Source organism: Streptomyces sp. NBC_00435 (assembly GCF_036014235.1).
Lineage (GTDB): Bacteria > Actinomycetota > Actinomycetes > Streptomycetales > Streptomycetaceae > Streptomyces.
In genome coordinates, this window is record NZ_CP107924.1 from 1,661,344 (window position 1) to 1,678,969 (window position 17,626).

Here is a 17,626-nt window from a genome sequence, read left to right on the forward strand (position 1 = left end):
GGGGGCACGGGGCGGAGCCGCGGACGTACGGGGGCACGGCGGCGGACATGAGAAAGGGTGCTGCGCGTCCGGCTCCCCAGCCGTACGCGCAGCACCCTTCACCTGCCGTCCGTCGGCCGCGCCCCCGTCCCCACGGGGTTCGGCCGGTGACAGTCCCGGCCCAGGCCGCTCTCCTGGGCCCGGGGCGCCGCTCAGCGCCCCAGCATCACGCTTACGGACGACGCCTGCGCCACCACCTGGTCGAAGCCTCCGAAGAGGAAGAGCAGGAGGGCGGCCAGGGGGAGCACCATGGCCGCGGCCACCAGCGGGTGGCGCCGGCCGGACTCATGGCTGTTGAACGCGAATGCCTTGCGTCCCTGCCGTGCGATGTCCGCCATGGTCCTCTCCCTGTCGTTTGGCAGCGGCGGGTTTGTGACCTCGGGGGACGAGTGCTCCACCCGCCGCTTGTCTTCAACACTAGGTGCGCGAAAGGCTCCTGGCCTCATGCCTTCGTACCCATTGGCGGGCCTCCAGGAGGATGACGAGGCCGCCTCGCACGTACTCCCCTGGGTGGAGACCGCTCCCCCGCTCTGAGGGTCATCCCGGAGGGGATGACCAGAGGGTGGTGACTTCGCTCACTTCCGTCACCGCCCGTACACGCCCCGCCGCCGACCAGGTGGTCCCAAGATCAACCGGCCGTGGCCGGCCCCCACGGCGGGCACCCCGGCCCGCACTCCCCCGCCGGCACCCCAATTCCCGTGGCCCCGGCCCGGCTTGGCCGGTCCGCGCGGTCCCGTACATGCGTCCGACCGGTGGTCCCGGGATCGCCCAAGTGGACTGCTCCGTACTGACAATCGAATCCCCCGGCGAGGGCGCGGCCTCTGAGCGCGCATGCCGGATCGTCCGTAAGCTGTGCCACGTCAACAGGACGACCGGTCAGCGGGGTGGACATGGCGATGATGCGGCTCCGGCGCGAGGACCCGCGTGTCGTCGGCTCGTTCAGGCTGCACCGGCGCCTCGGCGCCGGCGGCATGGGCGTCGTCTACCTGGGATCCGACCGGCGCGGCCAGCGCGTCGCCCTCAAGGTGATCCGGCCGGATCTGGCCGAGGACCAGGAGTTCCGCTCGCGCTTCGCCCGCGAGGTGTCCGCCGCGCGGCGGATCCGCGGCGGGTGCACCGCGCGCCTGGTCGCCGCGGACCTGGAGGCGGAGCGCCCCTGGTTCGCCACGCAGTACGTGCCCGGCCCCTCCCTGCACGACAAGGTGGCCGAGGAGGGCCCGCTGACGGCCGCGCAGATCGCCGCGATCGGCGCCGCGCTCTCCGAGGGACTGGTCGCCGTGCACGAGGCCGGGGTCGTCCACCGCGACCTCAAGCCCTCGAACATCCTTCTGTCTCCCAAGGGCCCGCGCATCATCGACTTCGGGATCGCCTGGGCCACCGGCGCGAGCACCCTCACCCATGTGGGAACGGCCGTCGGCTCCCCCGGGTTCCTGGCGCCCGAGCAGGTTCGCGGGGCCGCCGTCACCCCCGCCACCGACGTCTTCTCCCTCGGCGCCACCCTGGCCTACGCGGCCACCGCCGACTCACCCTTCGGGCACGGCAGTTCCGAGGTCATGCTGTACCGCGTGGTGCACGAGGAGCCGCACCTCCTGGGTGTCCCGGACGCGCTCGCGCCCCTCGTCCGCGCCTGCCTGGCCAAGGACCCCGAGGAACGGCCGAGCACGCTCCAGCTGTCGATGCGGCTCAAGGAGATCGCGGCCCGTGAGGCGCACGGGCTGGGCGACAGCCGCCCGCCGGCGCAGCGGGCGCGGACCGATCGGCCGACGGGGCGACTGCCCGAGTACGCCGAGCACGCCGAGGAGTACGGCGAGGGGTACGCCAACCACAGCGAGCAGCGCACGGAGCGCCGTACCGGCGGCACTCCCGTACCGGGGCACCTGGGGGCGGGCACGGCCCAGGGGCAGGGGACGGGGAAGTCCCAGGGGCAGGGACCGGTCGGCGGGCCGCACTCGCGGCCCTCGTCCGCGCGGGGCACCGGCTCGCGCGGGACCGGCTCACGGGGTCCCGGCTCCACCGCCGGGCGTACGGGCGGCCGCCCGGCTCCCCGTACGACGGGGACGGGGCGGCGACCGTCGCGGCCGGACCCGAAGCTGATGCGCCAGCGCCTGATCGTCTTCGTCGTGGTGACGTTGCTCGTGGCGCTGGGCATCGCGCTCGCCCAGAAGCTCTAGCTCACCGCCGACGGGACCGGCGGGCGCCCTCCGCGGGATCCGCCCTACGGCCGGCCGCTCGCCACCGCGTAGAAGGCGACGGCCGCGGCCGCGCCCACGTTCAGCGAGTCCACGCCGTGCGCCATGGGGATCCGCACCCACTCGTCGGCCGCGACCAGAGCCTGGGTCGACAGCCCGTCCCCCTCCGCGCCGAGCATCAGCGCGACCCGCTCCAGTGCCTGTGGGGCGGCCTCGTCGATCGGCGAGGCCTTCTGGTGCGGGGTCAGGGCGAGCAGCTTGAAGCCCGCTTCGCGGACCGAGTCCAGGCCCTTGGGCCAGGCTTCCAGACGGGCGTAGGGAACGGAGAACACCGCGCCCATGGAGACCTTCACGGAACGCCGGTACAGCGGGTCCGCGCAGTCCGGCGAGAGCAGCACCGCGTCCATGCCGAGGGCGGCCGCGCTGCGGAAGATGGCGCCGATGTTGGTGTGGTCGTTCACCGCTTCCATGATGACCACGCGCCGGGTGGTGGCGAGCAGTTCCTCGGCCGTGGGCAGCGGCTTGCGCTGCATGGAGGCGAGGGCGCCGCGGTGCACGTGGTAGCCGGTGACGCGCTCGGCGAGCTCCGGGCTCACGGCGTAGACCGGGGCCGGGAGCTCGTCGATGACATCGCGCATGACGTCGACCCACTTGGCCGAGAGCAGCATCGAGCGCATCTCGTACCCGGCGTCCTTGGCGCGTCTGATCACCTTCTCGCCCTCGGCGATGAAGAGACCTTCCGCGGGCTCGCGCCTGCGCCGGAGTTCGACGTCGGTCAGGCCCGTGTAGTCGCGCAGGCGCGGGTCGTCGGGGTCTTCGACGGTGATGAGATCAGCCACAGGGTGATACTGCCTTGTCCTGGGTGCGGTGCCAACGGCTCTGCTGGGTTGGGGGGTCGGCCTGCTCGGCCCGATCGGCCTGCCGGCCTGCTCTTCCGGCTCGTCCTACTCGACCGCGGGCCGGTGGACGTTCACGACGTCGCCGATCACGATGACGGCGGGCGGCCGCACCTCCTGGGCCCGGACGGTCTCGCCGACCGTGGCCAAGGTGGCGTCCACCCGGCGCTGGGAGGCGGTGGTGCCCTCCTGGATGACGGCGACCGCGGTGTCGGCGGGCCGGCCGTTGCGGACCAGTGCCTCGGCGATCAGGCCGATCTTGTCGACGCCCATGAGGACGACCAGGGTGCCGGTGAGTTTCGCCAGCGAGGCCCAGTCCACGAGGGAGCGCGGGTCGTCGGGGCCGACGTGGCCGCTGACCACGGTGAACTCGTGCGCCACGCCGCGGTGCGTGACCGGGATGCCGGCCGCGCCGGGCACCGAGATGGAGCTGGAGATGCCGGGGACGACGGTGCAGGGGATACCGGCCTCGGCGAGGGCCTGGAGCTCCTCCATGCCGCGGCCGAATACGTACGGGTCCCCGCCCTTGAGCCGGACCACGGCCTTGCCGGCCCTGGCGTGCTCGATGAGGGCGTCGTTGATGGCCTCCTGGGCCATGAACCGGCCGTACGGGATCTTCGCGGCGTCGATGACCTCGACGTGCGGCGGGAGCTCGTCGAGGAGGTCGCGGGGGCCGAGCCGGTCGGCGATGACCACGTCGGCCTCGGCGAGGAGTCGGCGGCCGCGGACCGTGATCAGGTCCGGGTCGCCGGGGCCGCCGCCGACGAGGGAGACGCCGGGGGTGTGGGGGCGGGCGGCCGTCAGGGAGCCGTCGCGCAGCCCCTCGACGACCGCGTCGCGGACGGCGGCGGAGCGCCGGGGGTCGTTGCCGCTCAGCACGGCGACGGTGACGCCCTCCACGCGGCCGGTGGCCGGGGTCCAGGCGGTGGCGGCTTCGGCGTCGTCGGCGCGGACGCACCAGATCCGCGCACGCTCGGCCTCGGCGGAGGCGGCGTCGTTGGCGGCCCTGTCACGGGTGGCGACGAGCGCGTACCAGGCGCCGTCGAGGTCGCCGTCCTGGTAGCGGCGGCGCTCCCAGCGGATCTCGCCGGTCTCGGCCATGGCGTCCACGGAGGGGGTCGCGGAGGGCGAGATCAGGACGATGTCGGCGCCGGCCGCGATCAGCGCGGGCAGGCGGCGCTGGGCGACCTGGCCGCCGCCGACGACGACGACGCGGCGGCCCGCGAGGCGGAGTCCGACGGGGTAGGCGGGGGTGTCGGCCATGGCGGGGGCTGCTCCTGGGGGCGGCTGCGTGGGCCGCTACGGCTCTGGAGCGGCGAGGTACTGGTGTGCGGTCGGTACTGATGGTCCAAGATACGGCCCCACCTGGGCGGAAGCATGCCCTGGGGTCCGCAAGCGCCCGGGGGGGGCCGGTTCAGCCGTCCTCTTCCTCAGGGGGACCGGTCGGGGCCGGATCGTCCGCGGTGCGCGGGGCCTGCGGTGCGGCCAGCGGGCCGATGACGACGCGGGAGACCCTGGAGGTCTCGCTGGCGAATCCGTACCGGTCGCCCGGCTCCTGGTGATCGACCAGGTTTCCGCGGCTGTCGAGCGGGGTGATCACGGCCTTGATGTCGGCGCCGGCACCGTCGGGCCCCTCCTGGTAGGACCAGACGCTGAGGTAGCGCGGCCCCCGGGTCACGTTGACGAGGTTGTTGTTGTGGTCGACCCGTGCGCGGAAGAGCACGCAGTCGTCCATGGACGCCAGGCAGGTGGCGGCGGGTGCCTTGCCCGCCCTCCAGGAGAAGGACGGCTCCTTCAGGCCCGGACGGATCCTGGCGCGGTCCTGGCGGACGCTGATGACCTGGGACACCGCCTCGACCACGGTGTACTCCGGCTGCCCCGCGCCCCTGCGGAGCTGAATGATCTTCTCCTCGGCGTGCTCGGATCCCGGATCGAGCCAGGAGCCCTCGACCCCGACGGGTCCGGTGGCCAGCAGGGTCGGGGGGACCGGGAGCGAGTACCCTTCCGCGTCCCCGTCCACGTCGCGCTCCTTGGCCTTGCGCCAGTAGTCGGGGACCACGGAGGTGGTGGGCACGCTCGACGCCCCGGTCACCCAGTAGGCGCTGCCGGCGATGTTGACGGCCACCGTGCCGGTGTTCTTCACGCTCACGGTCACCGGGACGTACAGGACGGTGCCGTCCCGGCTGACCGTCGGCTTCCCGACGGCCGCCGTCGTGATCAGTTGCGCCCTGGCCGCGTTCGGGGTGTAGAGGGCCGCGTAGGAGAAGTTGGTGACGGCCAGCACGCCGGAGAGCGTCAGCCCCGCGACGACGCTCTTGGGGTACCGCATCCCGGACCAGGCCCGCCGCCGCAGGAGGATGCACAGGGCCCACACGGACCAGCACCACAGGAGTCCGTACACGGGCAGCAGGGCGACGAACTCCCGTTCCTCCAGCCACATGCCGAGCAGCAGGGTGGTCATGATCAGGGCGATGAAGGCGCCTGCCAGGACCGGAACGCCGGAGTACGGCCAGCGCCGTTTGCCGAGGAAGTCGTGGGCGGCGAGCGCCGCGGCCACCTGGGCCAGGCCCGCGAGGAGCAGCAGGAAGCCGGTCAGGCGGCCGGCGAAGGTGGCCGACCGGGCGGCGTCGACCTGGCCGATGACGCCCAGGAGCACCGCGCAGCCGAGCAGACCCGCCACCATCACGGCGGCCGTCAGCCGCCTGGGCAGTGGCTCGTCCGGCCAGTCGGCCGCGCCCCCGCCCTCCCAGTGGACGGGTCCGGGGCCGGAGTCCCCGCTCTCCGTGTATCCGGCCCGCCGGAGCAGCCGTTCCAGCTCCCGCGACGACCAGACGCTGCCCAGGGGCCGGCCTCCCAGGGTGACGGGGCGCAGGCCCCGGGCGTCCGGTGCGTGAACGAACACGGTCGGTCGGGTGCCTGTCATGGAACAAGGCTGGGCGCACCCGCGGCATTGCGCACCGCGGGTTGCGCCACCAGGCGGTCCCTCCGGGGTACTGCCGGCGAGCCCGTCCGTACGGGCCCGCCGGCAGGTCCGGGCTACTTCTCGGTGACGCCCGCCGAGTCGAAGGTGGCCACCTCGTGCATCGCGCGGGCCGCGCTCTGGACCAGGGGGAGGGCCAGCAGGGCGCCCGTACCCTCGCCGAGGCGGAGGTCCAGGTCGACCAGGGGGCGCAGGCCGAGCTTGTTCAGGGCCGCCACGTGGCCCGGCTCGGCGCTGCGGTGGCCCGCGATGCAGGCGGAGAGGGACTCCGGCGCGATGGCGCGGGCCACCAGGGCGGCCGCGCCGGCGCTGACGCCGTCCAGGATCACCGGGGTGCGCAGGGAGGCTCCGCCGAGGAGGAGGCCCACGATCGCCGCGTGCTCCAGGCCGCCGATGGCCGCCAGGACGCCGATCGGGTCCGCCGGGTCGGGCTGGTGGAGCTCGAGCGCACGGCGTACGACCTCGACCTTGCGGGCGTGGGTCTCGTCGTTGATACCCGTGCCCCGGCCGGTGACCTCCGCCGGGTCGACCCCGGTGAAGACCGAGATCAGGGCAGCCGACACCGTGGTGTTCGCGATGCCCATCTCCCCGGTGAGGAGCGCCTTGTTGCCCGCGGCGACCAGGTCGCGGGCCGTCTCGATGCCCACCTCGATGGCCGCGACGGCTTCCTCGCGCGTCATCGCGGGGCCGGTGGACAGGTCTGCCGTGCCCGGGCGGATCTTGCGGGGCAGCAGACCGGGGGTGGCCGGGAGGTCGCCGGCGACGCCGACGTCGATCACGCAGACCTCGGCACCCACCTGGTTGGCGAACGCGTTGCAGACCGCGCCGCCGCCCAGGAAGTTCGCCACCATCTGCAGGGTGACCTCCTGGGGCCACGGGGTGACGCCCTGGGCGTGCACGCCGTGGTCACCCGCGAAGATCGCCACCGCGGCGGGCTCGGGGATCGGCGGCGGGCAGACCCGCGAGAGGCCGGACAGCTGGGCCGAGATGATCTCGAGCATGCCCAGGGCCCCGGCGGGCTTGGTCATGCGCTTCTGCCGCTCCCAGGCCTCGCCGAGCGCCTTCGCGTCGAGCGGGCGGATGCTGGCGACCGTCTCGGAGAGCAGGTCGTGCGGCTCCTCGCCGGGCAGCGCGCGGCGGCCGTAGGTCTCCTCGTGGACCACCCAGGAGAGCGGGCGGCGCTGGGACCAGCCGGCCTGCGCGAGCTCGGGCTCCTCCGGGAACTCGTCCACGTAACCGACGCACAGGTACGCGACGACCTCCAGGTGCTCCGGGAGGCCGAGCGCGCGGACCATCTCGCGCTCGTCGAAGAAGCTGACCCAGCCGACGCCGAGGCCTTCGGCGCGCGCGGCGAGCCAGAGGTTCTCCACCGCCAGGGCCGAGGAGTACGGGGCCATCTGCGGCTGGGTGTGCCGGCCGAGGGTGTGGCGGCCGCCGCGGGTGGGGTCGGCGGTGACCACGATGTTCACCGGGGTGTCGAGGATGGCCTCGATCTTGAGTTCCTTGAACTGCTTGGCGCGGCCCTTGGGCAGCGACTTCGCGTAGGCCTCGCGCTGGTGCTCGGCGAGCTCGTGCATCGTCCGGCGGGTCTCGGCGGACTTGATGACGACGAAGTCCCAGGGCTGGGAGTGGCCGACGCTGGGCGCGGTGTGGGCCGCCTCCAGGACGCGAAGCAGCACCTCGTGCGGGATCGGGTCGCTGCGGAAGCCCTTGCGGATGTCGCGGCGCTCGCGCATGACGCGCAGGACGGCCTCGCGCTCGGCGTCGGCGTACCCGGGGGCGGGCTCGGTGGCCACGGGCTCGGTGGCCACGGCAACGGCAACGGCCTCGGAATCCGTTCCGGCTTCGGCTTCGGCTTCGGGCTCGGCGTCCGGCTCGGTCCCGGGGGGCTCCGCGGCCTCCACGGGTACCTCCACCTCGTCCGGCGCGACGGCGACGGGCTCGGGAGCGGGCTCCACCGCCGGCTCGGCGGCCTCGGCCACCGCCTCCGCGGGCTGCGGCTCGGGATCGGGCTGCGGCTCGGCCTCCGGCTCCACGACGGCCACGGCGACGGGCTCGGGGACCACGACGGGCTCCGCCACGACCGCGACCGGCTCGGCGGCGACAACCACCGGAGCCGCCACGGACTGCGGCTCCACGACGGGCTCCGGCTCCACGGCGGCGAGGGGCTCCACGACGGCGACGGGGTCGGGCTCCGGCGCGGACTCCGCCGCGACGGCCGGCTCGGGCTCGGCGGCGACAGGCTCCGGCTCCACGACGGCGAGGGGCTCGGCCACCGGCACCGCCACTGCCTCCGGAGCCGGTTCCGCGGTCCACGGCGTCCCGGCCTGCACCGGGATCCCGACCGGCTGCGACGCGGCCGGGTCGGCGTCGGCGGGCGGGAGGTCCAGGTACTCGGGTCCGGCGGTCGGCGGCCCGGACTGGCGCACCGGGACCGGCGTCACGGGGGCGCTCAGCACGGAGACGGGCTCGTGCTCGGGCGCGAACACGGGCTCGGGCTCGGGCTCGGGCTCGGCCGGGACGAGCGGAGCCGGCACGGGGGCCGCGGCGGGCGCCGGGCTCGCGGCCGGCCCCCGGTCCGCGAGGGACCGTACGACTCCCCCGGTGGCCTCGGGTACGGGCGGGCCCATGTGCAGCGGCCGGCGCACCGGGATGGGGGCGAGGGGGGTCACCGGTGCCTGGGCCTGCGGGGCCACCAGGCCGCCGAGGTCCAGCGCGCCGGAGTCCCGGCCGCCCGCCTCGTGCGCGTCCGCGCTGTAGGCGGCCGGGTCGGGGAAGGACGGCTGCTCCGCGAACGCCCGCTCCACGAACGCCTGCTCGGGGAACGACGGCTCCACGAACGACGGCTCGGCGAACGACGGCTGCGGGTAGCCCACGGGCTCGTACCCGGCCGGCGCCTCGGAGGACGGGACGGCCGGCTGGACCGGGTTCGGCTGCTGGTACTCGGGGTAGTCGGCGTACGGAGCGTCCGCGTAGCGCGGGGGTTCGGGGAAGGCGGGCACCGGCGGGACGACCTGGGGGTCGCTCCACGCTCCCTGGCTGCTCGGCATCAGCAGCAGTTCCTCGTCCTCCGGCTCGGCCGGGTTGTCCACGAGGTCCTGGAAGGCGTAGCTCCCGGTCGCGGGGGAAGGCATGGGAACCGGGGCGGGGACGCCCGGCTGATCCACCATGCCCGTGCTGTCCGGGAGACCCTCGCCCGGAACCTGGCCGGTGTCAGTCATGCGTACCCCTCGCCCATCGGTGTTGCCTCTTCGACCGCCCGGTCGCCCACGAGGCCGCCGAGCGGAATTGCAGAACGGGATTGCCGTGCGGCCGTTTCGCCTCACGTACGCCCGCACCGCAACCAATAAGTATTGTCGTGCCCGTTCGCCACCGCGGCGGCCATAACCGCCACGGTCCCCTGTGGACTGCGCCACGTCGCGCGTCCCACCGGGTGCCGCGTGCCCGAATCGTCCGGGGCGGTGCGACGATCGGCCAGCCTACCCCGGGGCCGCGGCTAGGTACGGTCCGGGCGGTTGGCGGGCCTTTCGGCGGCCAGCAGGAACACCACGGAGCGCTGTTGTTCGTCCCACGTCCGGGTGTCCATGGCCACGGACTGGAGCAGCGCGCACTCGACGGTGTAGCCCCCCTCGGCCAGTGCGCGGCCGATGGCCTCCGCCTCGTCGCGCGTGGAGGCGTGGCTGACGATCCGTTCGGGGCGGCGGTCCGCGACGGCGGCGACCACCTCGGCCCCTCCGCCGCCGACGCGGACCACGTCGGGTTCGGGCAGGGTCTCCAGTACGTGCGGGGCGCGGCCGTTGACGATCTGGAGCTGTACGCCCCTGGACCGGGCGGCCGCGGTTGTGCGTTCGCAAGCGTTCCGGTCGGCGTCGACGGCGATGACGGCCGCACCGAGGGCGGCGGCGTCCACGGCGAGGGCTCCGGAGCCGCAGCCGATGTCCCAGACGAGGTCTCCGGTGCGCGGGCCGAGCCGGGCGAGCTGGGCGGCGCGCAGTTGCGCGGACTCCCCTTCTCCTACATCGGTCTGCGGGCGGGCCCAGCCCCGTCCGGCGCTCGGGGCCGTGCTCCGGCCCAGCAGCCACGCCGGTTCGGCGGCGGCCGCGGGCGCTCCCGCGCCGCCGATGACGATGACCACGTTCGGGTCGCGCCAGCTGTGGTCGGCGGCCTTGTCGGAGGTGAGGACCGTGACCTGTTCCTTGTCGGTGCCCAGTTCCTCGCAGATGACGAAGGTCCGGTGGACGCCTTCGAGCAGCAGGGCCAGTTCGGCGGGGCCGGCTCCGGGCGAGGTGATGACGGCGACCTTGGGGTGGGCGCGGCAGACGTTGACGGCTCGGCGCAGGGTGCGGCGGTGGGCGACGACGACCTGGGCGTCGTCCCAGGGCATCCCGGCGCGGGCGAAGGCCGCGGCGACGGCGGACACGGCCGGTACGACCTCGACCTCCAGCCCGTGCTCCGGAGCGCGCAGGGCCCGTACGACGCCGAAGAAGCCAGGGTCCCCGTCGGCGAGGACGACGGCGGTGCCGCGGTGGCCGGCGATCCGGCCGGCGGCGATGCCCAGGCTGCCGAGGCGGATGCGTTCGGCGGTGGGCGGGACTTCGGGGAGTGCGAGGTGGTGGGCCGCGCCGGCCACCAGGGTGGCCGCGGAGAGCGCGGACCTCGCGGCCGCGGTCAGGGGGGAGCCGTCCCAGCCGATCACCGTGACCCGGTCGGCCATCGTCGTCAGTCTCCTGATGTGGGAGGGGGCGCCTCCCGGTGGCAGCCGGGGGAGGGCGAAGGATCGTCGGGGGCGGGCACGGTGAGACTACCTGGTCATCGTGTCGGTTCCGGTCGGCCGGGACGGCGCAGCCTTCGCGTCGGACGGACGGATTCGGTAGTCCTCGTGTCCGCCGGAGCGGTCGTCCGCGTAGCCGACGGAGTACCCGTCGGCGTACTCGTCGCCGTACCCGTCCGCGTAGTCGTCGTCCTCGTCGAGGTCCTCGGGGACCAGTCCCCACACGATGAGGTCGCTGCGGGTGTCGGCCCAGGAGCCGTCGGGGTTCTGGGTGCGCACTATGCAGGCGTTGCGCAGGACGCCTTCACTGATGCAACCGATCTTCTGGGCCACCTGCTGGGAGGCGGTGTTGTCGGCTGCGGTGCGCAGTTCGAGGCGTTCGAAGCGCTGGTCGGTGAAGAGCCAGCGGGCGACGGCGCGCACGGACTCGCTGGCGTAGCCCTCGCCGCGGGCCCAGGGGGCGGTGACGTAGCCGACTTCGGTGGCCCGGGTGCGCCAGTCGGTGTGCTGGAGGTGGACGATGCCGACCAGGCGCTGGGTGAGGAACTCGGTGACGGCGAGGACGATGCCGCGGCCCTCGGTGCGCTCGGCGTGGGAGACCCGGGTGGCCCAGGTGACGGCGTCGGCGCGGGTGTAGGGGTGCGGGACCGAGGTCCAGGCGGTGACGTGCTCGTCGTTCATCATCTCGGTGAGCGCGGTGACGTCTTCTTCCTCGAAGGGGCGCAGCACCAGCCGGTCCGTGCTGATGGTGACGTCCGGGAAGGTGGTTGTCATGCGCAGCTCCAAGCCTGAGACCGTGGTGCGACCGTGGTGCGAGGCGACCGTCGTGCGGGACCGTTCGTACGGACCGTGTCTGCGGGTCGTAGGCCACAGCATGCAGCATCGGCCTGGGGATGTGCAGGGCCGGGCTGCCCGGAAGCGGGCAGCGTCCGGCCCCGCACACCGGTGGGGCGTGCGGGGCCGGACCGGCCGGCCGGTCCGGCCGGCCGGATCGAGTGGATCAAGCGGGCCGGATCAGGCGACGGGCTTGCCGAAGGCCGGGATGACCGAGCCGTTGTACTTGTCCTCGATGAACTTCTTGACCTCGTCGGAGTTCAGGAGCTTGGCGAGCTTCTGGATCCGCGGGTCGTCCTGGTTGCCGTTCTTGACCGCGAGGATGTTGGCGTAGGGGTTGCCCTCGGCCTTCTCCAGGACGAGCGCGTCCTTGGCCGGGACGAGCTTGGCCTCGATGGCGTAGTTGCCGTTGATGACGGCGGCGTCCACGTCGTTCAGGGCGCGCGGGACCGTGGCGGCCTCCAGCTCCTTGAACTCCAGGCCCTTCTTGTCGGTGATGTCGGACAGCTTGGCGCCCGTGCCGACGCCCTCCTTGAGGGTGATCAGCTTGTTCGCGGCGAGCAGCTGGAGCGCGCGGCCCTCGTTGGTGGGGTCGTTGGGGACGGCGATGGTCTGGCCGGCCTTGATGTCGGTGAGGGCCTTGTCCTTCTTGGAGTAGAGGCCCAGCGGCTCCAGGTGCACGTTCACGACGGGCACGATGTCGGTGCCGTTCTTCTTGTTGAAGTCGTCGAGGTACGGCACGTGCTGGAAGTAGTTGGCGTCGACCTGGCCCTGCTGGGTGGCGGTGTTCGGCAGGACGTAGTCCGTGAACTCCTTCACCTCCAGCTTGAGGCCTTCCTTGGCCGCCAGGTTGTCCTTGACGAACTTCAGGATGTCGGCGTGCGGGGTCGGGGAGGCCGCGACGACCAGGGCCTTGCTCTCGTCGGTCTTGCCGCCGTCCGCCTTGGTGGAGGACGGGTCCGAGGAGCTGCCGCAGGCGCTCAGGGAGAGGGTGAGCGCGGCGGCCGTGGCGGCGAGGGCGGTGAGCTTGATGTTCTTGCGCACGAAGAGTGCCTTTCTTGCTTTTTTGCTGTGCGGATGACGGCCCAAGCACGACAAGTGCGGGCTCTATGGAGAAAAGTTCGGAAATGTACGGCCCGGGCCAGCCCGGATCAGGCTGTCCGACCCCGCCGCGCGAGGAGGCGTACCACGCCGTCGCCGAGGAGCTGGATCACCGTGACGAGCACGATCAGCACGACGACGGTCGCGACCATGAAGCCGGTCTCGAAGCGCTGGAAGCCGTAGGTGATGGCCTTGGAGCCGAGGCCTTCGCCGCCGACCGCGCCGGCCATGGCGGAGTAGCCGATCAGGGTGATCACGGTGGTGGTGACGGCCGCGATCAGGGAGGGCAGCGCCTGCGGGAGGAGCACCTTGCCGACCAGGGTCGGGATGCCGCCGCCCATGGACTCGACGGCCTCGATCAGACCGTGGTCCACCTCGCGGACGGCGGTCTCGACGAGCCGGGCGAAGAAGGGGATGGCGCCGATGGCGAGCGGGACGATCATGGCGGTGGGGCCGATGAAGGTTCCGACGATCGCCGTGGTGACCGGTATCAGGAAGATCAGCAGGATGATGAACGGCAGCGAGCGGCCCATGTTCACGATCACGCCGAGGATCTTGTTGACCGCACGGTTCTGGAGCAGGCCGCCCTTGTCGGTCAGGACCAGCAGGATGCCGATGGGCAGGCCGCCCAGGATGGTCACCAGCGCGGACCACAACACCATGTAGAGGGTGTCGAAAGTGCCCTGCGTGAGCAGCGGCTGCATTTCGGACCAGGTCACTTCGCACCGTCCTTGACCAGCTCGGCCAGTTCGCCGTCCACGTCCGCGGTCGCGTCCGCCGCGTCCGCCTGTACGTCGGCTTCGGCGTCGGCCTCCACCACGTCCACCTGCAGGCCCTGCTCGCGCAGGAATCCGACGGGCACGACGTTGTCCTCGTAGCGGCCGGGCAGCTCGATGCGCATGCGGCCGATCTGGCGGCCGGCGACGGTGTCCATCGCGGCGCCGAGGATCGAGATGTCGATGTTGTAGGTACGGGCCAGCTGGGAGATGACCGGCTGGGTCGCGGTGTCGCCGTGGAAGGTGACGTCGATGACCGTGTGCTCCGCGGTGGTCGCCGAGCCCGTCAGCGGGAACAGTTCGCGGGCGAGCTCGGAGCCGGGGGTGGCCAGCAGCTCGCTGACGGTTCCGGACTCGATGATCCGGCCCCGCTTCATCAGGGCGGCCGAGTCGCAGACGGACTTGACCACGTCCATCTCGTGGGTGATGAGCAGGACGGTCAGGCCCAGCTGGCGGTTGAGGTCGCGCAGCAGTTGGAGGATCTGCCGGGTGGTCTCGGGGTCCAGGGCGCTGGTGGCCTCGTCGGAGAGCAGCACCTTGGGGTCGCCGGCCAGGGCCCGGGCGATGCCGACGCGCTGCTTCTGGCCGCCGGAGAGCTGGCCGGGGTAGGACTTGGCCTTGTCGGCGAGGCCGACGAGGTCGAGGAGTTCGGCGGCCTTGCGGGAGCGCTCGCGGCCGGAGACCCCGAGGATCTCCAGGGGCAGCTCGATGTTGCCCTGCACGGTGCGCGAGGACAGCAGGTTGAAGTGCTGGAAGACCATGCCGATGCGGCTGCGGGCCTCGCGGAGCTCCTTGCCGGCTCGCCGGCCGCGGCCGGCGAGCGCGGTGAGGTCGACGCCGTCGACGCTCACGGTGCCGGTGGTGGGGCGCTCCAGCAGGTTCACGCAGCGGATCAGGGAGGATTTTCCGGCGCCGCTCTGGCCGATGACTCCGTAGACCTCGCCCTGGCGGACGTGCAGGTCGACGCCGTCCAGGGCGGTGACCTCGCGGCCACGGGACTGGTAGACCTTCGTGAGGCCCGATGTGGTGATCACAGGATTTCCGTCGCTGTCGAGTGCGCGGCGCAGCGGGGTGCCGGCACGGGGCAAACATCTGGGGACGCGATACGGGTCGAACCGTCGGAGAACGACGGCTTCGGCGCGTGCGCGGGGCAGGAGCGATCCGGGTCACACGGGGGTGTCGGAGATGGCTCGGCCGGTCTCGCTTCGGGGCGTGAGACCTGGGAAAGGGGCCCTCAGAAGGCGCACATTCGACACATACAACGAGCACCGGGCGTCAGGGTCGCCTCGGTCGCAAGGGTGCGGCTGCTCGTCGTGGTCATGGGCCCAGTAAACCAGACGTTCCCCGTCACCGATCAAAGATGTCCGGATAGCGGACGGATTTCGACCACATACCGGACAACGTCGGTCAGGTCCGATCGTCCGTCTCGATGGTCATCCCACCGGCTCCGGCCAGCACGGACACGGCCGAGAGGTCCCTCACGACCACGTCCGCGTCGAGCTCCGCGGCCGGGTGCGTTGTGGTCAAGGCCACGGTCGTCATCCCGGCGGCGCGGCCCGCGGCCAGGCCCGCCGGGGCGTCCTCGAAGACCACGCAGCGGGCCGGGTCCACGCCCAGCCGGGCGGCCGCCAGCAGGAAGGGCTCCGGATCGGGCTTGCCCCGGGTGATGTCGCCGGCGGTCACCATCTCGGGGATGTCGATGCCGGCCTCCCGCAGCCGGGCCTCGGCCAGCGGGCGGGTCGCGGAGGTGACCACGGCCCAGCTGCCGGCGGGGAGGGCGCAGAGCAGTTCCTTCGTGCCGGGCAGCAGGACCACGCCGCCCACCACGTCCTCGGTCTCCAGTGCCTCGATCCGGGCGAGGGCCTCGTCCCGCACCCCGGCGGGCAGGAGATCGGCGACGATCTCCGCGGCGGGGCGGCCGTGCAGCGCGACCGCGGTGAGGGCCTCGTCGGCGATGCCGTACTCCCGGGCCCAGCGGGTCCAGCAGCGGTGCACCGACTCCATCGAGGAGACGAGCGTGCCGTCGTTGTCGAAGAGCAGCGCGTCGAAGTGCGGGCCGTGCGTTCCTTGCAGCTTCATGCCTTCCAGCAAAGCCCGGGAGCAGGGGTGAGCGCATCGGGTCTTTCGGCCCGTAATACCCTCGCTGCATGCTCGACGCCCTGACGGTCGCCATCGGCGTGGCCGCACTCGCCCTCGCCGCCTGGTGCGGTTTCGCCGCCTGGCGGGACCAGCCGACCAAGGACTGGCACTTCATCGGCATGGCCGTGGTGACCGTACTGGTCCTGGCCCAGCTGGTGATCGGCCTGGTCCAGCTGGGCCGGGGCGAGAAGCCCGGGCAGGGCACCGTGCTCTTCGTGGCCTACCTGCTGGGCGCCTTCGCGGCCGTCCCGGCCGCGGGCTTGCTCTCGCTGACCGAGCGGACCAAATGGGGCTCGGTGACGGTGGCCGCGGGTGCGGTCGTCCTCGCCGTCCTCGAAGTACGGCTCTACGACATCTGGGGAAACACCGGTGCCTGACACGGACACGGACGCCACCGCCACCACACCGGCCGGGCGCAAGCGCCTGGTCACCGGGCCGGGGGTGCTGCTGGTCTGGTTCTACGGAGTGATCACGGTCGGCGCGGTCTCGCGCTCGCTCTACCAGATCTCCACCGAGGTCGACCGGGCTCCGCTGGCGTACTCGCTGTCGGCCGTGGCGGCCCTGGTGTACGCCTTCATCACGTACTCGCTGGTGCGCGGCGGGGAGACGGCCCGCAGGGCGGCGCGGATCTGCTGCGCCGCCGAGCTGACCGGCGTACTCGTCGTGGGCACCTGGACCCTGGTGCGGCCCGAGGCCTTCCCCGACGCGACCGTGTGGTCGGACTTCGGGATGGGCTACCTGTTCATCCCGGTGATCCTGCCGATCACCGGGATGCTCTGGCTCAGGGCTAAGCGCTGACCGCGAAGTCGGTGGCCTCCTTGGCCTCCTTCTCCAGCATCACCAGACGGACGCCGTCGGACGCGGTGCGCCCGCCGACCTGGGTGTAGCCGGCCTTGCGGTAGAGCCGCAGGTTCGACTCGCTCTTGTGGCCGGTGAACAGCCGGAAACGGGTGGTCCCGTCGTGGCCGGCGAGGGCCGCCTCGACCGCGTTCAGCAGCCGGGCACCGAGTCCGTGTCCCTGGAGACGGGGGTGGACGCAGAGCTTGGCGATCTTGCCGGTGCCCTCCTCGTCCACGTTGCCGCGCACGGCCCCGACGATCTCCTCGCCGAGCCGGGCCACCAGGACGGTGTCCGAGGCCAGCTCCGCCTTGAGCGAGTCGAGGGACTGGGTGAGCGGCTGGATGCGGTAGTTGCCGTACAGCTCGGCCTCGCTCTGGAACGCCAGGTACTGCAGTTTCATGATCTGCTCGGCATCCTCGGCAGCTGCCGCCGAAATGGTCACGCTCATGCCCATGTGCGCATGCCTCCCGCTCACCTGGTAGCCCTGTGGTCTACCGCTCCATTCCCCGCAGGTCGGGAGCCTCAACCTTTGCCGCCAGCATTCTGCGCAGACATCCCAGGCATCGGGAACGGACGGGCCCCAAACTTCCTTGTGAGATACCCAACTCTCCTGCGATTTCACGGTAAGTGAGGTCCCTGGGCGACAGAAATGCCTTCATGAGCTCCGGACACCGTCCCGGCAATCGGGCGACCGCCGATCGGAGGGCCCGGTTGTCCTCGCCGTGCAGGAGGGCGTCTTCCGGTTCCCCGCCCGCACTGGTACGGGCGCCCGTGCCGCCCTGCTCGTCCCCCGCGGAGCGATGACGGTGGTCGTACGGGACTTCGCGCTTGGCCCGGCGCCGCGCCAGGCGGGCCTCCGCACGCACCGCCCGGCGCAGCCAGGCGACGGGCTCCGCGGGGGTGCGCCGGTGCTCCAGCAGCCTGACCCAGACGGCTTGTTCCAGGTCGGCGGCGTCCACGCCGGTGCCCGCGGTCTCCGCGGCCGCTTCGGCCGAGAGCAGCGGGCCGAGCGTGTCAAAGAGGTCAGCCTTCAGCAGGTCCATGCCGGGCTGGACGCGAGG

Annotated in this window: 16 protein-coding genes; 3 read left to right on the forward strand and 13 right to left on the reverse strand. The window is 72.6% G+C overall.

Annotated features, from left to right (window positions below; translation table 11 throughout):
- Window positions 1–191: 191 nt before the first annotated feature.
- A complete protein-coding gene (locus tag OG389_RS07585; RefSeq protein ID WP_266876567.1) occupies window positions 192–377 on the reverse strand; it encodes a hypothetical protein in 186 nt (61 codons plus the stop codon).
- Between the two features lie 552 nt (window positions 378–929).
- On the opposite strand from OG389_RS07585, the gene OG389_RS07590 reads away from it, so the two are divergent.
- The gene (locus OG389_RS07590; RefSeq protein ID WP_443059221.1) at window positions 930–2,210 is read left to right on the forward strand and encodes a protein kinase domain-containing protein; all 1,281 of its coding nucleotides are present in this window, start codon (window positions 930–932) and stop codon (window positions 2,208–2,210) included.
- Window positions 2,211–2,254: 44 nt separating this feature from the next.
- Here OG389_RS07590 and OG389_RS07595 read toward each other — a convergent pair whose 3' ends face one another.
- From OG389_RS07595 to OG389_RS07640, 10 genes are all read right to left on the reverse strand, one after another.
- On the reverse strand, window positions 2,255–3,067 hold the full coding sequence (locus tag OG389_RS07595) for a TrmH family RNA methyltransferase (RefSeq protein ID WP_328297691.1): 813 nt from the start codon (window positions 3,065–3,067) through the stop codon (window positions 2,255–2,257).
- 105 nt (window positions 3,068–3,172) lie between these two features.
- Window positions 3,173–4,387 (reverse strand): uroporphyrinogen-III C-methyltransferase, encoded by a 1,215-nt coding sequence (cobA, locus tag OG389_RS07600; RefSeq protein WP_328297692.1) that lies wholly within the window; start codon window positions 4,385–4,387, stop codon window positions 3,173–3,175.
- Window positions 4,388–4,538: 151 nt separating this feature from the next.
- A complete protein-coding gene (locus OG389_RS07605; RefSeq protein WP_328297693.1) occupies window positions 4,539–6,047 on the reverse strand; it encodes a hypothetical protein in 1,509 nt (502 codons plus the stop codon).
- 113 nt (window positions 6,048–6,160) lie between these two features.
- Window positions 6,161–9,325 carry a nicotinate-nucleotide--dimethylbenzimidazole phosphoribosyltransferase gene (gene cobT, locus OG389_RS07610; RefSeq protein WP_328297694.1) on the reverse strand — a complete coding sequence of 1,055 codons (3,165 nt, stop codon included), beginning with the start codon at window positions 9,323–9,325 and terminating at the stop codon, window positions 6,161–6,163.
- Window positions 9,326–9,600: 275 nt separating this feature from the next.
- The gene (gene cbiE, locus OG389_RS07615; protein WP_328297695.1) at window positions 9,601–10,818 is read right to left on the reverse strand and encodes a precorrin-6y C5,15-methyltransferase (decarboxylating) subunit CbiE; all 1,218 of its coding nucleotides are present in this window, start codon (window positions 10,816–10,818) and stop codon (window positions 9,601–9,603) included.
- Between the two features lie 87 nt (window positions 10,819–10,905).
- Window positions 10,906–11,649, reverse strand: a complete 744-nt coding sequence (locus OG389_RS07620; protein ID WP_328297696.1) for a GNAT family N-acetyltransferase — start codon at window positions 11,647–11,649, stop codon at window positions 10,906–10,908.
- A gap of 240 nt (window positions 11,650–11,889) precedes the next feature.
- Complete coding sequence (locus OG389_RS07625; protein WP_328297697.1) at window positions 11,890–12,753, reverse strand: MetQ/NlpA family ABC transporter substrate-binding protein; 864 nt, start codon at window positions 12,751–12,753, stop codon at window positions 11,890–11,892.
- 107 nt (window positions 12,754–12,860) lie between these two features.
- A complete protein-coding gene (locus tag OG389_RS07630) occupies window positions 12,861–13,529 on the reverse strand; it encodes a methionine ABC transporter permease (protein ID WP_328297698.1) in 669 nt (222 codons plus the stop codon).
- Window positions 13,526–14,620: a methionine ABC transporter ATP-binding protein gene (locus OG389_RS07635; RefSeq protein WP_328297699.1), complete on the reverse strand. Its 1,095-nt coding sequence runs from the start codon at window positions 14,618–14,620 to the stop codon at window positions 13,526–13,528. The genes OG389_RS07630 and OG389_RS07635 overlap by 4 nt, the downstream gene beginning before the upstream one ends.
- 373 nt (window positions 14,621–14,993) lie before the next feature.
- Complete coding sequence (locus tag OG389_RS07640) at window positions 14,994–15,665, reverse strand: HAD-IA family hydrolase (protein ID WP_328297700.1); 672 nt, start codon at window positions 15,663–15,665, stop codon at window positions 14,994–14,996.
- Between the two features lie 68 nt (window positions 15,666–15,733).
- On the opposite strand from OG389_RS07640, the gene OG389_RS07645 reads away from it, so the two are divergent.
- Both OG389_RS07645 and OG389_RS07650 read left to right on the forward strand, forming a co-directional pair.
- Window positions 15,734–16,102 carry a hypothetical protein gene (locus OG389_RS07645; protein WP_328297701.1) on the forward strand — a complete coding sequence of 123 codons (369 nt, stop codon included), beginning with the start codon at window positions 15,734–15,736 and terminating at the stop codon, window positions 16,100–16,102.
- Window positions 16,095–16,523 carry a hypothetical protein gene (locus OG389_RS07650; RefSeq protein ID WP_328297702.1) on the forward strand — a complete coding sequence of 143 codons (429 nt, stop codon included), beginning with the start codon at window positions 16,095–16,097 and terminating at the stop codon, window positions 16,521–16,523. The genes OG389_RS07645 and OG389_RS07650 overlap by 8 nt, the downstream gene beginning before the upstream one ends.
- Here the strand turns inward: OG389_RS07650 and OG389_RS07655 are convergent.
- Together OG389_RS07655 and OG389_RS07660 are read right to left on the reverse strand one after the other, a co-directional pair.
- Window positions 16,513–17,019 (reverse strand): GNAT family N-acetyltransferase, encoded by a 507-nt coding sequence (locus OG389_RS07655; protein WP_328297703.1) that lies wholly within the window; start codon window positions 17,017–17,019, stop codon window positions 16,513–16,515. The genes OG389_RS07650 and OG389_RS07655 overlap by 11 nt on opposite strands.
- A gap of 37 nt (window positions 17,020–17,056) precedes the next feature.
- On the reverse strand, window positions 17,057–17,608 hold the full coding sequence (locus tag OG389_RS07660) for a sigma-70 family RNA polymerase sigma factor (protein WP_328297704.1): 552 nt from the start codon (window positions 17,606–17,608) through the stop codon (window positions 17,057–17,059).
- Between the last annotated feature and the right edge of the window lie 18 nt (window positions 17,609–17,626).